Here is a 13980-nt window from a genome sequence, read left to right on the forward strand (position 1 = left end):
CCGCGATGAGGGCGGCGCGGCGGTGGGTCGACCTCGGCGCCGTTCTCGCCGGTGCGGTGCTCGCCTCGCTCGCCCTCGATGCGCTGGGCCTCCCCTCGGCGGCGCTGTTCGGCGGGCTCCTCGCGGGCCTGGTGCGCGGCCTGGCCGGGAACCGGCGGCTGGACCTGCCGCGGCCGGCGGTCACCGCGGCGCAGGCGACGCTGGGGGTGTCGATCGGCTCGCTGGTGGACCTCGACACGCTGGCCGCGCTCGGCCGGGACTGGCTGCCGGTACTGCTCGTGGTGCTCGGCACGCTCGCGCTGAGCGTGCTGGCCGGCCTCGTGCTGCGGCTGCAGCCCGGGATCAGCCCGGTGACCGGGGCGTTCGCGATGATCGCGGGCGGGGCGTCCGGGATCACGGCCATGGCCCGCGAGCTCGGCGCCGACGACCGGATGGTCGCCGTCCTGCAGTACCTGCGGGTGCTCATCATCGTGGTGCTGATGCCGGTGGTCGCGACCACGGTCTACGGCGCGTCAGCGGGGTCGGGGGGCGGAGTGCCGGTGGACGGCGGGGGCCCCGGTTGGCTGGTCGGCGTCCTGTTCACGGCCGGCTGCGCGGTCGCCGGGCTGCTGCTGGCGCGGGTGCTGCGCGTGCCGGTGCCCGCGCTGCTGGGGCCGCTCGCCGTCGCGGCGGCCCTCGACCTGTCGGGGCTGTCCGGCGGCGCCGAGGTGCCGGCGCTGCTCGGGGCGGCGTCGTTCGTCCTGATCGGACTCAGCGTCGGCTGCACCTTCGACCGGACGAGCCTGCTGGCCATCGGCCGGGCCCTGCCGCTGGCGCTGGCCGTCATCGCCGGGGTCGTGCTGGCGAGCGCCGGACTGGGGCTGGTCCTCGCGGCGACGACGGGGGCGAGCCGGCTCGACGCCTACCTCGCGACCACTCCGGGCGGGCTCTACGCCGTCCTCGCCACGGCCACCGACGGCGGCGCCGACGCGACGTTCGTGCTCGCCGTCCAGGTGCTGCGGTTGTTCGTCATGCTCGGCGCGGCGCCGCTGATCGCCCGCTGGCTGCGCCGCCGTCCCGGCTGAGCGTTTCGCGCGCGAAACGCCCGCTCCCACCGGCCCCTCGCGCACGGATGGGCGCCACGGAAGCGGCTCACCGGCCCCGACGCGCCTACCCTCGACCGGGTGTCCGACGCGACGAGGGAGAGCGAGATGCCCGAGCAGGAGTGTCTCGACGACACCGTCCTGTTGTTCGTCGGCGGCCCCCTCGACGGTCGCGTCGAGGTGCGGGCGGCGCGGCACGGCGACCCGCTGCCCACGGTGACCCACGTGCACCTGCACGACGGGCCGAAGGTCGTCAGCCGCTACGACCTGCAGGAACTCCCCGGCTCGACCGGCGTCTACCACCTGCGTCCCCCGGCGCAGCGGCGCGACTCCGAGCCCTCGCGCGGCCGCGAGGAGTCGGCCGGCTGACGGTCGCTCACCCGCGGCGCAGGACGAACGCCCGGTAGGCGTACTCGGCCGGCGCGCGTGCGCCGCTACCAGCCCTGGGTGCGGCGCGCGGCGGCGACCACCTCGTCGAACAGGCCCCGGCCGATGGCGGCGCCCTCGCGGCGGACGTCGGCGGGCTCCAGCAGCAGCAGGCGGTCCAGGCGCACCTCGCTGGGCCGGCCGCGGGAGTCCCAGCGGCCGGTGCCGACGTCCATCCACACCCGGCCGTGGCGGGCCTCGTCGGCGGCGTCGCGGTCGTGGTCCTTGCTGGTGAGCATCAGGCCGAGCAGCGCGCGCCCGCGCCGGCCGAGGACGAGCACGGGGCGGTCCTTCCCCCGGCCGTCGTTCTCGTCGTAGGGCACCCACGCCCAGACGACCTCGCCCGGATCGGGGCGCCCGTCGTCGCGCGGCCGGTACTCGAGGTCCACGTCCCCCGGATCGCCGGTCAGGTCCCGGACGGCGCCCGACGCGGCCGGGCCGGGGCGGGCGCCGGGGCGCGGGGGTGTGCGGCGGCCGCGCCCGGGCCGGGGCGCCGGAGCCAGGAGGGGTCGCAGGAGCCCGGCGAGTCGCCGTCCGAGGGAGGCCATGACCGCACGGTACGGAGCCCGCGCGGAAGGTGGACTCCCGTCCCCCGTGTCACTCGTGACACATCGGCATCAAATGGTCACGGATCTGGTTCGGAACGCCGATAGCGGGGCACCATGTGTCACGGAGCGGTCCGGGGGACCGCTCCCGAGAGGAGAGGCCCATGACCTCGGCCGAGCCCGTGCCGCCGCCGGTTCTGCGTCCGCGGGAGATCAAGGCCAGCGTGCTGGCCGCCTTCCAGCTCGTGGAGGACGCCCGCTATCTGCGGGCCACCCGGCGGAGCAGACGGGACCGGAACAGGGTCGCCGCCGAGCGGGCCGTGGCCTCCCGCCGGCTGGCGCGGGACATCGTCGCCGGCTGAGCCCCCGGGCCCGGCGGCTCCGGGTCCGCGTGGCGCTCAGGCCACGCAGAACTCGTTGCCCTCCGGATCGGCGAGGGTCACCCACGCCAGCGGACCCTGGCTCGCCCGCCAGAGCTCGCGGGCGCCCGCGGCCACCAGCCGGGCGACCTCGGCCTCGCGCTGCTCGGCGCCCACGTGCAGGTCGAGGTGCATCCGGTTCTTGCCGGACTTCTCCTCGTCCGAGAGCTGGAACAGCACCCGCGGCCGGCCCTGGTCGGGGGAGCGCAGCGCCGCCCCGAGGCGCCACACGAGCACGCCCCGGTGCGTCGTCGTCTCCGCCTCGGTCGCGTGCCCCTCCGCCACCATCCGGCGGATGAAGGCCTCGTCGCTGGGCTCGACCTCCCAGCCCAGGGCCTCGGCCCACCAGTCGGCGAGCGTGTGCGGCTGTGTGCTGTCGATCGTCACCTGGATGTCGGTCGCCATGGCCGGGGAGGGTAGGCCCCGCCACCGACGATCCGGCCCCCGCCGGGAGCAGGGAGCCCTTCGACTACAGCTCGGGCAGCAGGCCCGCGCGCAGGACGTCGTCCGGCGGGAGCGGCGCCGGGAGCTGGCAGTGGTCGCGGAAGACCTGGCCGATCGGGGCGAAGTCGCCGCGGCCACCCCAGCTCTCCGGGTCCCAGAGGCCCGAACGGATCAGCGACTTCGCGCACTGGAAGTACGCCCGCTCGACCTCGATCAGCAGCACCGACATCGGCGGCTTGTCGAACTCGGTGAGGTCGACGTCGACGGCCTCGGGCGCCACGATCCGCGCCGTTCCGAACACCCGCAGCGTCTCCTCGATGCCGGGCACCAGGAACATCAGCGCGACCTTGGGGTTGGCCGCCACGTTGCGCAGGCTGTCGATCCGGTTGTTGCCCCGCCGGTCGGGCAGCGCCAGCAGGTGCTCGCCGAGCACCTTCACGAAGCCGGGACCGCCGCCGCGCGGCGACACGTCGGGCCACCCGTCGGCGTCCGCGGTCGCGAGCGTGGCCCACGGCGAGAGCTCGATGAACGCCCGGCAGTGGACGTCGATCCGGTCGATCTCCTTGTCGCGGGCCACCTTCGAGGTCTCGCGATAGGCGGCCAGCGGTTCCTGCGTGGGGGTGCTCACGGCGAAACGTTAACCGCAGCCACCGCCGACGCCCGGACGGCGGCCGGAGCTCCCGACCGCAGCGCCCGGCCTCAGCGCGCCCCCGTGCCGCCCGGTGGGAGCAGCGGCAGGCCCGCCGGCGGGCCGGACTCGACCAGCCGCCACAGCGCGTCGGTGTCCGCGTGCTCGGCCACGAGGTCGCCGAGGGCGTCCAGCCGGGCCTCGCGGACGGCGGCGAAGGAGGTCCCCGGCGCGGGCACGAAGCGCCGGCCCGCCGCGCGTGCCACCTCGGTGAGGAACGCGCGGCGGAAGTCGTCGTCCTCCAGCGCGCCGTGCCAGGTGGTGCCCCACACCGAGCCCGCCCGGGCGCCGTCGAGGAAGCGCTCCGCGGACTCGTCGACCGTCACCACCCCGTGGTGGATCTCGTAGCCGCGCACCGGGCGGCCGAACGCCGTCCCCACCGGCCGGCCCAGCGTCTTCTCCGCCGCGAACACCACGTCCGTGGGCAGCAGGCCCAGCCCGGGCACCGTGCCGGCCCGTGACTCCACCCCGTCGGTGATCGTGCGCGCCAGCATCTGGTGCCCGCCGCAGATGCCGAGCACCGGACGCCCCGCGGCAGCGCGGCGGAGCACCGCGTCGGCCAGGCCCGACCCGTGCAGCCAGCGCAGGTCGGCGACGGTCGACCGGGTGCCCGGCAGCACCACGAGGTCGGCGTCGGCCAGCTCCTCGGGGCGGGTCGCGTAGCGGACCAGGACGCCGGGCTCGGCGGCCAGCGCGTCGAGGTCGGTGAAGTTCGACAGCCGGGGCAGCCGCGCGACCGACACCCGGAGCACGTCCTCCCCGTGCGGCGGGCCGGCCGAGGAGACGCCGGTGGGCACGCCGAGGGAGTCCTCGACGTCCAGCGCGGCGCCGGGCAGCCACGGGAGGACGCCGAGCGTGGGGCGGCCGGTGAGCCGCGCCAGCTCGTCGAGGCCGGGCGTGAGCAGCCGGACGTCGCCGCGGAACTTGTTCACCAGGAAGCCCGCCACCAGGCGCTGGTCGCCCGGCGGCATGAGCGCGACCGTGCCGTAGAGGGCGGCGAACACCCCGCCGCGGTCGATGTCGCCGACCACGACGACGGGCAGCCCCGCCGCGGTGGCCAGGCCCATGTTGGCGACGTCGTCGGCCCGGAGGTTGATCTCGGTGGGGGAGCCCGCGCCCTCGCAGACGACGACGTCGAACCGCGACCGCAGGTCGGCCAGGCAGGCGAGCACCTGCTCCAGCAGCGCGGCCTTCATCGGCCGGTAGGACAGCGCGGTCACGTCGGCCACCGGCCGGCCCAGCACGACCACCTGGCTGGAGTCCTCGCCGCCGGGCTTGAGCAGCACCGGGTTCATCGCCGCCTCGGGCTCCACCCGGGCCGCGGCGGCCTGCATCACCTGCGCCCGGCCGATCTCGGCGCCGTCGGCGGTGACCATCGAGTTGTTGCTCATGTTCTGCGCCTTGAACGGCGCGACGGAGACGCCCTGGCGGGCCAGCCACCGGCAGATCCCGGCGGTGACGACCGACTTCCCGGCGTCGGAGGTCGTGCCGGCGACCAGGAGGGCCCCGCCCCGAGGGGACGGGCCGGTCACGCCGCCTCGCGGGGATCGCCCCACCCGGCCTTCTCCTGCCCGGACAGCTCCGCGATCGCCACCATGATCCGGTCGGTCACCTCACGGCGGGCGCGGCCGTTGCGGGCCCGGCCGCGGTGCTCGGGGAAGGTCAGCGGCTCCCCGAAGGTGACGGTGACCCGGTGCGGCCGGGGCCACGTCGCGCCGATCGGCTGCACGCGGTCGGTGCCGCACACCGCCACCGGGACGACGGGGCAGTCGGCGGTCAGGGCCAGCCAGGCCACCCCGGTCTTGCCGCGGGCCAGCCGGCCGTCGCGCGAGCGCGTGCCCTCGGGGTAGATGCCGAACGCGTCGCCGTCGTGCAGCACCGCCAGGGCCGTGTCGAGGGCGGCCTGCGCCGCGCGCGAGGTCTCGCGCTCGACCGGCAGCGCGCCGAGGGCGGAGAACAGCGTGCGGGTGACCCACCCCCCGAGGCCCGGGGTCGTGAAGTACTCCGCCTTGGCCAGGTAGCGGACCCGCCGCGGCGCCGACAGCGGGATGACCATGCTGTCGATGAACGACAGGTGGTTGCTGGCGAGGATCACCGGACCGGAGGCGGGGACGTGCTCGCGCCCGGTCACCCGCGTGCGCAGGAGGACGCGGGCCAGCGGTCGCAGCAGGAGGCTCGCGAGCAGGTAGAGCACGCCGCGCATCCTGCCGGGCGGCCGCGCGGCCCCTGCCGCCGGGCCGATCAGCCGTCGCGCCTCGGGGGGCAGACGTCGCGGATGGCGTCCTGCACGTCCGCCGGCAGGGGACGGCGGCCGCAGGCGGAATCGGTGATGGCCACGGCGAGATCGCGCACCTTGCGGTGCGTCGTGCTCGAGATGTGCGTGAGGACGTCGAACGCCACCTGCTCGGTGCAGCCGGCGATCAGCATCACGATGCCCTTCGCCTGCTCGATGACCGCGCGGCTGGCCATCGCCGTGCGCAGCTGGGCCACCTCGAGCTCGAGGGCGTGCAGGCGGTCGGACGGGTCCGCGTGGCCGATCGGGACCGCGTCGCGGCGCCGGGGAAGGGGTGGGGCGGGGATGGTGGTCATGCCGTGCTCCGCTGTCGGACCGCCGAGGATCTCGGCGACGGACCCCGCACGGCCGTGTGCTCGACCAGGGCGGAGGGCGGCTGCCCGGACACGGCGGGCCGCCTCCTGAACGGTAACCACTCCGGCCCGCGGGCGCAGCCGCAGCGCAGCCCCGTCAGACGACGGCGAGCCGCCGCGGCGGCGCGGTCCGGTCGCCGCCGCCGCGTACCGCGGCCTCGGCCTGCACGAGGAGCTCGACCGCCCGGAGCAACTGGTCGGGGGGCAGGGTGAACGGCAGCCGCAGGTGGTCGTCGAACGCGTGACCCGTGCCGAACGCCCGGCCCTCGGCGAGGAGCAGCCCCAGCGGCGCCGCCGCGGCGGTCAGCGCCGCCGACCCCACGCCCGGCGGCAGCGTGCACCACAGCGACAGGCCCCCGGCCGGGCAGGGGACGGTCCAGTCGGGCAGCCGGCGGGCCAGCTCCGCACGCAGCAGGTCCCGGCGCTCGCGCAGCGTGGCCCGGCGCTGGTCGAGGACGGCGTCCAGGTCGCGGACGAGCGCGGTCGCGGCCAGCTGGTCCAGCGCGCCCACCGACATCTGGCGCCGCCGCAGCACGTCGCCGAGCTGGGTCACCAGGGCGGCGTCGGCCCGCGCCCAGCCGATGCGCAGGCCGCCCCAGACCGCCTTCGACAACCCGCTCACCGTCACCGCGGCGGCGTCGGGCAGGCCCGCGGCGAACGGGGGCAGCGGCCCGCCGTCCAGGTACAGCTCCGCGCTGACCTCGTCGACGACGGTGAGCACGCCCTGCTGCCACAGCGTCGCGGCCAGGCGGCGCCGCCCGGCCGCGGTCAGCCGCGCGCCGGTGGGATTGGAGAAGTCGGGCATGAGGAAGGCCAGCCGCGGGCTGCTCTGCCGGGCCGCCAGGTGGGCGGCGGCGATCAGGGCGTCGGGGTCGTCGGCGTCCAGCGGCACGGGCAGGCACCGCCCGCCGTGCGCCTCCACGGCGCCCAGCGCGCCCGGGTACGTGGGGTGCTCGACCAGCACCCGGTCCCCCGGCTGCAGCAGGGTCTCCAGGACGACGTCGGTGGCGTCGCCGGTGCCCGCGGTGACCAGCACCTGGTCGGGGTCGGTGGGCAGCCCGTGCGCGGTGTACCGGTCGGCGATCGCGGCCCGCAGCTCCGGCAGGCCGCCGGTCGCGTACCCGTGTCCGGCCGCGACCGCGGGGAGGAGCGTCAGCGCCTCCCGGTAGGCGGGAATCAGCTGCGGTGCCGCCTCGAGCGCGGCGTGCGCCAGGTCGAGGACGCTCGGATCGGTGCTGGGCGCACCCCACGCGGTGCCGGCGTCGGGGAGCTCGGCCACGGTGCCGGAGCCGTGCCGGGTGGTGGCGTGCCCGGTCGCGCGCAGCTCGCGGTAGGCGGAGGCGACGGTGACCCGGGAGAGGCCGAGGGCGGTCGCGAGCTCCCGCTCGGCGGGCAGCCGGCTGCCCACCGGGAGCCGGCCGGTGGTGAGGAGCTCCACGATCCGGCGGGCGAGCGCGGCGTAGCGCGGCCCGGGCGCGGCCGCCAGCGATTCCACCAGCGTGGCCAGCTCCTGCGCGGGAGTGGACTGCTCAGTCGGCAGTGGCATGCAGGCCACCATGCCGTAGTGGACTCGAAAAGACCAGTCCACTCGGTGTCACGCTGCCGTCATGACTCTCGGTGGCATCCTCGTCCTGCTGTTCTTGCTCGCCGTCGGCGCGCTCGCCGTGACCACGCTGGTGGTCGCCGTGCGCGGCGGCCGCGGCCCGGGGGACCCGCCCGCCAGCCACGCCCGCGTGGACCCGGCCGGGTTCTTTTCCGCTTGAGGTGGGCGCCGGGGATGCCGATGCAGCGATGAGGTGGAGCGTCTGCTCCGTCGCACGCGTGCCCGCGTCCGGAGGAGAAGTCGGTGGTCCACGGCAGCGCACGGCCCGAGGGGCGCCCGTGGGTGCTCGTCGCCTACGCCGTGGCCCTCACCGGCTCCGCGCTGGCCTTCGGCATCGATCCGGTGCTCGGCGTCCTCGCGGGCGCGCTGAACATCGTCTTCGGCATCTACTTCTGCCGGCACCTCGCCTTCGCCGTCGCCGCCGCCCGCTGGGCCGAGCGTGACCTGCTGGCCGCCGACGTCGGCCTGGACGACTACGTCCCGCAGGTGGCGGTGTTCGTCGGCTGCAAGAACGAGGAGCTCGTCGTCGACGGGATGGTCACGGCGCTGCTCGCGCTGGACTACCCGGCCGACCGGATCACCCTCGTCGTCGTCGACGACGGCTCGGACGACGCGACCGGCGCCAAGCTCGACGCGTGGGCGGCGATCGAGCCGCGGCTGAGGGTCCTGCACCGCGCGGTCGGCTCCGGCGGCGGCAAGTCCGGCGCCCTCAACGACGCGCTCGAGCTGGTCGACGCCGAGGTCGTGCTCGTGTTCGACGCCGACCACGAGCCCGAGCCGACGGCCCTGCGCCGGCTGGTCCGGCACTTCCGCGACCCCTCCGTCGGGGCGGTCATGGGCCGGTGCGTGATCCGCAACGGCAAGGACTCGCACATGGCCGGGACGGTGTTCGTCGACTACCTGTCCGGCTACCTGGTCAACGAGTACGGCCGGCAGGCCCTGTTCGAGCTGCCGGCCTACGGCGGGGCCAACTGCGCCGTCCGGATGTCGACGCTGCGCGCGCTCGGCGGCTGGAACCCCGAGACCGTCACCGAGGACACCGACCTCACGCTGCGGATCCTGATGGCCGGCCAGCGGGTCCGCTACGACGTCTCGGCGATCGACTACGAGGAGGCGGTGGTCACCGCCCAGCGCTTCTGGAAGCAGCGCTACCGCTGGGCCCGCGGCCACCAGAAGTGCCTGCGCGACTACTGGCGGCCGCTCATGCGCTCGCCGTACCTCTCGCTGCTGGAGAAGTTCGAGACGACGCTGTTCCTGCTCGTCTACCACGTGCCCGTGCTCAGCGGCATCGGCGTGCTGCTCACCGTGCTGCGCGTGTTCGGCATCGGCGACCTGCCCGCGGTCGCGGTGCTGCCGCTGTCGATGCTGCTGTTCGTCGGCCCGCTCGCCGAGCTCTCCGTGGGCCTGCTCATCGGCCGGGTCGAGCGCCGCTCCGCCTGGCGGCTGCTGGGCTTCCTGCCGGCGTTCGCCCTGTCCATCTGGATCACCAGCCGGGCCTACGTCGACGGGATGCTCGGCCGCCCGTACTCGTGGGTGAAGACGTCGCGCTCGGGGGCCACCTCCACGGTCCGCCCGGCGCCCTCGCCGCAGCCCTCCGCCCTCTCGGAGCGCGCGCCCGTGCCGACCCCGGTCGCCGGGCGGCCGCGCACGTTCGCCGCCGAGCACGCAAGTGAGGTGGGGGGCCGATGACGGCGGCGGTCGAGCTCCACCCGCGCCCGACCCGCCGGCCCGGCCTCATCCGGCGGGGGAGCGGCCGGCGGCTGCTGCCGGTCGCGCTGGACCTGGTGGTCGCCGCCGCGATCTGCCTGGTCGGCTTCCGCTACCTGACCGATCCGCTGCGGGAGTTCGAGGCGACGGTCCTCGGCCAGGTCATGTCCTGGATCTACCCCGGGCAGGCCTCGAACGTGCTTCCGGGGCACGTCCTGCTGTTCCCCGAGGGCGCCCCGATCATCGACGCCGTCGTCACGCCGTCGTGCTCGTCGATCCTCTCGGTGCTCGGCCTGACCGCCCTCACCGTGGCCGTGCTGCGCGGCCGCAAGCTGCACGCGCTCGGCGGCCTGCTGTTCGCCGTCACCGTGCTCCTCGTGCTCAACCACCTGCGCCTGCTGCTGTCGGCGCTGGCCGGCATGTGGTGGGGCGACGGGGCGCTGGTCCTCTTCCACGACTGGGTCGGCACGCTGTGGAACCTCGCCGCCACCCTCGGCGGCTTCCTCCTGATGGTGTGGGTGACCCTGCCGGCGCTGGAGCGGGCCGAGCAGGACGTCGACGGCCGGCACACCGCCCGCCGGCCCGACACCTGGGCCCGCCCGGGGCTGGGCTACCGGATGCTCGAGGGCGAGTCGGCCCAGGAGGCGGCGGCCCGGCGCACGACGCTCACCGGGCTCCTGCACCGCTACGTCTATCCCCGGTGGTTCTCCCAGCGGCTGGCCGCCCGGCGGGAGAGCGGCCGCATCGACTACCGCATCGGGCACCTGCCGGCCGAGGCCCGCATGGCGCGCATCCGGGAGCTCGCCGCGGACGGCCTGGGCGCGCACACCGCCTCGCTGGTCGCCGTGGCCACCTACGAGGAGGACCCGCTGGTCCTGGACTGCCTCGCACTGGCGGTCGCGGCGCGCCAGTGGGAGCCGATCACCAACCACCGCGTGGCGTCCCTGCGGCTGTGGGCCCGCGGCTGGATGCTGGCCCGCCGCCCGGACGAGCACGTCGACGACGACGTCGCGCTGCCCGAGGAGACCGAGGCGGCGGCCGACGGCGCCACCACCCGGATCTCGGCGGTCGCCCGCATGGCCGTCCCACCACGACCGCCGCCCGCAGCCGGCCGGTCCGGCCGCGCCCCGCAGCGGCAGCTGAGCTTCGCCCGTCCCACCGCACCACCCGCCTCGGAGGAGACGCCCCGGTGACCTCGACCCTCGACGCGCGACCGGCGTCCGCCGGTGCTCCCGTCCCGCGCTCCGCGCCGTCGGTCCTCGTGACCGGGGCCGGCGGACCGGCCGGCATCGCCGTCGTCCGCCGGCTCATGGCCCTCGGGCACCGGGTGGTCGCGGCCGACGCCGACCCGCGGGCCACCGGCTGCGCGCTGGCCGACGTCGGCGTGCTGCTGCCGCGCGCGGACCACCCCCACTTCATCGACGCCCTGATCGGCGTCGCCGCGGCGCACGGCGCCGATGCCCTGGTCCCGACCGTCGCCGAGGAATTGCCGGCGCTCGCCGCAGGCGCCGCCCGGCTGGCCGCGGCCGGCGTCGCCACCTGGCTGTCGGACCCGGCGGGCGTGGCCGTGTGCTGCGACAAGGCCGCCTTCGCCCGGGCGATGCGGGCGGCGGGCGTGCCGCACCCCCCGACGACCGACACCCCCGCCGGGATGGTCGAGGTGCCCGGCCCCTGGGTGGTCAAGCCGCGCGCGGGCCGCGGCAGCCGCGGCGTGCACCTGCTCGACCGGCGCTCGGCCGTGGTCGAGGCCCTCCGCACGGACGGGTCGCTGATCGCCCAGACCCGGCTGGTCGGGCGCGAGTTCACCGCCGACGCCCTCGTGGCGCGCACCGGCGAGCTGCTCACCGTCGTCCCGCGGTGGCGCGAGGAGACCCGCGCCGGCATCTCGACCAAGGGCAGCACCTTCGACTCCACCGCGGTCACCGACGTCGTCGCCAGCGCGCTGGAGGCCGTGGGGCTGACCGGCCCCGCCAACGTGCAGGGCTTCGTCACCGGCGACGGCAGCGCCACCGTGGTCGAGATCAACCCCCGGTTCTCCGGCGGCCTGCCGCTGACGCTGGCGGCCGGAGCGGACGTCGTCGGCGCCTACCTGACCGGTATCCGGGAGCCGGAGCGCCGGCTCGGGCACCTGTGGTTCACCCCCGGCGTGAGCATGCGGCGCTACTTCGCCGAGGTCTTCACCGCCGCGGACGGCAGCCCCGTGGCCGACCCCAGCGTGGCGACGGCGGTGCGGGCATGAGCCGCGTCCGGTCGGTCCTGGTGCCGTTCGGCACCCGCCCCGAGGTGGTCAAGCTCGCCCCCGTCGTCGCGGCTCTCACCGCCGCCGGGCACCGGGTGGACGTCGTCGACACCGGCCAGCACACCGATCCCGCGCTCTCCACCGAGCTCCAGGAGACCCTCGGGCTGGCGCCGACGCTGCGCTTCGCCCTGCCGACCGACGGGCCGGAGAACCGGCTGGGCGCGCTGCACGCCGACGCCGCCCGCGCGGTCGCCCGCTTCCGGCCCGACGTCGTCTTGGCCCTCGGCGACACCAACACCGTGCCCGCCTACGCGCTCGCCGCCCGGGGGGCCGGCGTGCCGTTCGCGCACCTGGAGGCCGGCCTGCGCAGCCTCAACCCGCGCAGCGTGGAGGAGGTCAACCGGCGGGTCGCCGCGGCCGTCGCGGCCCTGCACCTGGCCCCGACCCGGCGCGCCGCGGCGTTCCTCGCGGCCGAGGGGGTGCCCGCCGAGCGGGTGTTCGTCGTCGGCAACCCCGTGGTCGACACCCTCGTGGCGCGCGGCGTGCGCGCCGTGCCGGTGGCCGAGCGGCGCGGCGTCCTGGTGACGGCGCACCGGCCCACCAACGTCGACGACCCGGTGCGGCTCAAGCGGCTCGTCGGCATCGTCCGGTCGCTGGCCGAGCAGGTCGGCCCGGTGACCTTCCCGGTGCACCCGCGGACCGCCGCCCGGCTGGCCGCCACCGGCCTGGACGCCGAGCTGGACGCCCCGGGCATCACGCTGAGCGGGCCGATCGGCTACGACGAGCTGCTCGCCGCGCTCGCCTCCGCCCGGCTCGCGGTGACCGACTCCGGCGGCATCCAGGAGGAGGCCGCCTACCTCGGCGTGCCCGTCGTCGTCCTGCGCGGGTCGACGCCGCGCTGGGAGGGCGTGGAGGCCGGCACCACCACCCTGGCCGGCCTGGCCGACGACACCGCCGCCGACGCGGTGCTCGCCGCCGCCGCCCGGCACACCACCCCGGAGGCCCAGGCCCGCGCCGCGGCCCTGCCCTGCCCGTACGGGGACGGCACGACCGGCCCGCAGGTCGCCGCGATCCTCGGCGACCCCGCCACCGACGCCCTGCTCGCGATCGAGGAGCCCGACTTCACCGACGGCCGGCTGCCGTGGTGACCCGGCCGCCGCTGGGCGTCGTCGTCGACCTCGACGACACCCTCTATCCGCAGGCGGACTACCTGGCCGGCGCGGCGGTCGCCGTCGGGGCGGCGGCGTCCGCCGCGGGGCTGGACGGCGACCGCGTGCACGCCGCCCTCGTCCGCGAGCTCGCCGCCGCGTCGGACGCCGGCGGCACCATCGACCGGGCGCTGCTGGCTGCCGGGGTCCCGGCCGGGAACCTGCCCGACCTGGTGCCGGCGCTGGTCGCCGCGTTCACCCGGCACGAGCCGGTGCGGCTGACGCCCTACCCCGGCGTCCCCGAGGCATTGCAGTCGCTCGCCGCCGCGGCGCCCCTGGCCTGCCTCACCGACGGCAACCCGGTCATCCAGGCCGCCAAGCTGGCCGCCACGGGGCTGGGCCCGCTGCTGCCGGTCGTCCTCGTGACCGACACGCTCGGGGGCCGCGCCGCCCGCAAGCCCGCACCGGCCGGCCTGCTCGCGCTCGCCGGGACCCTCGGCGTCCCCGCCGACCGGCTCCTGGTCATCGGCGACCGCCCGGGCAAGGACGTCGCGGTGGCCGCCGCGGTGGGAGCCCGGGCGATCCGCATCCGGCAGGGGGAGTACGCCACCGCTGCGGACGAGCCGCAGGCCATGGCGGTCGTCGACTCGTTCCCGGCCGCCGCACGGCTGGCCCTGGACCTGCTGGCCGCTGTCCCCGCCTGACAGTGAGGATGGAGAGGACGGGGTCACCCCTGGTGGTCTGACTCTCCGCCTGACCGACGCCTTGCTGTCCTGCTGTGGGATGTGTCGGCCGTGTGGGGGTGGCCCCGTCCCTGCACGTCACCGGGCGGGACGTCCGTGACCTCATAGGAGCCTGTGCAAGAGGCGCCCATCACTGTCCTGTCCGCCTCGTCCGGCTCGGTGCGTGCCGTCTCATCGGTGCGAGCGACAAGGACGGCGATGACCATCATGGCGAGTACGGGGCTGGATGTCTTCGGCGGCGTGGACACCCACGGCCGGACCCACCACGCGGCTGCGATCGACGGCACCGG

The 13980-nt window shown here is 76.3% G+C and carries 16 protein-coding genes; 9 read left to right on the plus strand and 7 right to left on the minus strand.

What is annotated here, in order from left to right:
• Positions 1-5: 5 nt before the first annotated feature.
• Together BMY88_RS21100 and BMY88_RS21105 are read left to right on the plus strand one after the other, a co-directional pair.
• Positions 6-1064, plus strand: a complete 1059-nt coding sequence (locus tag BMY88_RS21100) for an AbrB family transcriptional regulator (RefSeq protein ID WP_091948537.1) — start codon at positions 6-8, stop codon at positions 1062-1064.
• Between the two features lie 99 nt (positions 1065-1163).
• Positions 1164-1451: a hypothetical protein gene (locus BMY88_RS21105; RefSeq protein WP_244524833.1), complete on the plus strand. Its 288-nt coding sequence runs from the start codon at positions 1164-1166 to the stop codon at positions 1449-1451.
• Between the two features lie 65 nt (positions 1452-1516).
• On the opposite strand, the gene BMY88_RS21110 is transcribed toward BMY88_RS21105, so the two are convergent.
• The gene (locus BMY88_RS21110) at positions 1517-2056 is read right to left on the minus strand and encodes a type II toxin-antitoxin system PemK/MazF family toxin (protein ID WP_170861220.1); all 540 of its coding nucleotides are present in this window, start codon (positions 2054-2056) and stop codon (positions 1517-1519) included.
• Between the two features lie 161 nt (positions 2057-2217).
• Between BMY88_RS21110 and BMY88_RS21115 the strand changes: the two genes are divergently transcribed.
• Positions 2218-2415: a hypothetical protein gene (locus BMY88_RS21115; protein WP_091948543.1), complete on the plus strand. Its 198-nt coding sequence runs from the start codon at positions 2218-2220 to the stop codon at positions 2413-2415.
• 36 nt (positions 2416-2451) lie between these two features.
• Here BMY88_RS21115 and BMY88_RS21120 read toward each other — a convergent pair whose 3' ends face one another.
• From BMY88_RS21120 to yczR, 6 genes are all read right to left on the minus strand, one after another.
• Complete coding sequence (locus BMY88_RS21120; protein WP_091948546.1) at positions 2452-2877, minus strand: VOC family protein; 426 nt, start codon at positions 2875-2877, stop codon at positions 2452-2454.
• A 64-nt stretch (positions 2878-2941) separates the two neighbouring features.
• Positions 2942-3544 (minus strand): MSMEG_1061 family FMN-dependent PPOX-type flavoprotein, encoded by a 603-nt coding sequence (locus BMY88_RS21125; protein WP_091948549.1) that lies wholly within the window; start codon positions 3542-3544, stop codon positions 2942-2944.
• 71 nt (positions 3545-3615) lie between these two features.
• Positions 3616-5136: a cobyric acid synthase gene (locus BMY88_RS21130; RefSeq protein WP_091948553.1), complete on the minus strand. Its 1521-nt coding sequence runs from the start codon at positions 5134-5136 to the stop codon at positions 3616-3618.
• The gene (locus tag BMY88_RS21135) at positions 5133-5798 is read right to left on the minus strand and encodes a lysophospholipid acyltransferase family protein (protein WP_170861221.1); all 666 of its coding nucleotides are present in this window, start codon (positions 5796-5798) and stop codon (positions 5133-5135) included. The genes BMY88_RS21130 and BMY88_RS21135 overlap by 4 nt, the downstream gene beginning before the upstream one ends.
• Before the next feature lie 47 nt (positions 5799-5845).
• Complete coding sequence (locus tag BMY88_RS21140) at positions 5846-6193, minus strand: ANTAR domain-containing protein (protein ID WP_091948560.1); 348 nt, start codon at positions 6191-6193, stop codon at positions 5846-5848.
• Between the two features lie 154 nt (positions 6194-6347).
• A complete protein-coding gene (yczR, locus tag BMY88_RS21145) occupies positions 6348-7796 on the minus strand; it encodes a MocR-like transcription factor YczR (RefSeq protein ID WP_091948625.1) in 1449 nt (482 codons plus the stop codon).
• Positions 7797-7857: 61 nt separating this feature from the next.
• Between yczR and BMY88_RS23985 the strand changes: the two genes are divergently transcribed.
• The 6 genes from BMY88_RS23985 to BMY88_RS21170 all read left to right on the plus strand — a co-directional run bounded on the left by BMY88_RS23985 (position 7858) and on the right by BMY88_RS21170 (position 13651).
• A complete protein-coding gene (locus BMY88_RS23985) occupies positions 7858-8013 on the plus strand; it encodes a hypothetical protein (protein ID WP_170861222.1) in 156 nt (51 codons plus the stop codon).
• 83 nt (positions 8014-8096) lie between these two features.
• Positions 8097-9542 (plus strand): glycosyltransferase family 2 protein, encoded by a 1446-nt coding sequence (locus BMY88_RS21150; protein ID WP_091948563.1) that lies wholly within the window; start codon positions 8097-8099, stop codon positions 9540-9542.
• Complete coding sequence (locus BMY88_RS21155; protein WP_091948565.1) at positions 9539-10753, plus strand: exosortase/archaeosortase family protein; 1215 nt, start codon at positions 9539-9541, stop codon at positions 10751-10753. Before BMY88_RS21150 ends, BMY88_RS21155 begins: the two co-directional genes overlap by 4 nt.
• The gene (locus BMY88_RS21160) at positions 10750-11799 is read left to right on the plus strand and encodes an ATP-grasp domain-containing protein (RefSeq protein ID WP_091948568.1); all 1050 of its coding nucleotides are present in this window, start codon (positions 10750-10752) and stop codon (positions 11797-11799) included. Before BMY88_RS21155 ends, BMY88_RS21160 begins: the two co-directional genes overlap by 4 nt.
• Entirely contained in the window at positions 11796-12947 is a 1152-nt protein-coding gene (gene wecB, locus BMY88_RS21165; protein ID WP_091948571.1) for a non-hydrolyzing UDP-N-acetylglucosamine 2-epimerase, read from the plus strand. Before BMY88_RS21160 ends, wecB begins: the two co-directional genes overlap by 4 nt.
• Positions 12944-13651 carry an HAD family hydrolase gene (locus BMY88_RS21170; RefSeq protein ID WP_091948628.1) on the plus strand — a complete coding sequence of 236 codons (708 nt, stop codon included), beginning with the start codon at positions 12944-12946 and terminating at the stop codon, positions 13649-13651. Before wecB ends, BMY88_RS21170 begins: the two co-directional genes overlap by 4 nt.
• Positions 13652-13980: the final 329 nt, after the last annotated feature.

This window comes from Trujillonella endophytica, from assembly GCF_900110555.1.
GTDB lineage: Bacteria > Actinomycetota > Actinomycetes > Mycobacteriales > Geodermatophilaceae > Trujillonella > Trujillonella endophytica.

What these genes read in the sequence shown, in the direction of transcription:
- BMY88_RS21100 (WP_091948537.1), top strand. Translation starts at nt 6, where the DNA reads ATGAGGGCGGCGCGGCGGTGGGTCGACCTCGGCGCCGTTCTCGCCGGT.
- wecB (WP_091948571.1), top strand. Translation starts at nt 11,796, where the DNA reads ATGAGCCGCGTCCGGTCGGTCCTGGTGCCGTTCGGCACCCGCCCCGAG.
- BMY88_RS23985 (WP_170861222.1), top strand. Translation starts at nt 7,858, where the DNA reads ATGACTCTCGGTGGCATCCTCGTCCTGCTGTTCTTGCTCGCCGTCGGC.
- yczR (WP_091948625.1), bottom strand. Translation starts at nt 7,796, where the DNA reads ATGCCACTGCCGACTGAGCAGTCCACTCCCGCGCAGGAGCTGGCCACG.
- BMY88_RS21110 (WP_170861220.1), bottom strand. Translation starts at nt 2,056, where the DNA reads ATGGCCTCCCTCGGACGGCGACTCGCCGGGCTCCTGCGACCCCTCCTG.
- BMY88_RS21120 (WP_091948546.1), bottom strand. Translation starts at nt 2,877, where the DNA reads ATGGCGACCGACATCCAGGTGACGATCGACAGCACACAGCCGCACACG.
- BMY88_RS21155 (WP_091948565.1), top strand. Translation starts at nt 9,539, where the DNA reads ATGACGGCGGCGGTCGAGCTCCACCCGCGCCCGACCCGCCGGCCCGGC.
- BMY88_RS21115 (WP_091948543.1), top strand. Translation starts at nt 2,218, where the DNA reads ATGACCTCGGCCGAGCCCGTGCCGCCGCCGGTTCTGCGTCCGCGGGAG.
- BMY88_RS21140 (WP_091948560.1), bottom strand. Translation starts at nt 6,193, where the DNA reads ATGACCACCATCCCCGCCCCACCCCTTCCCCGGCGCCGCGACGCGGTC.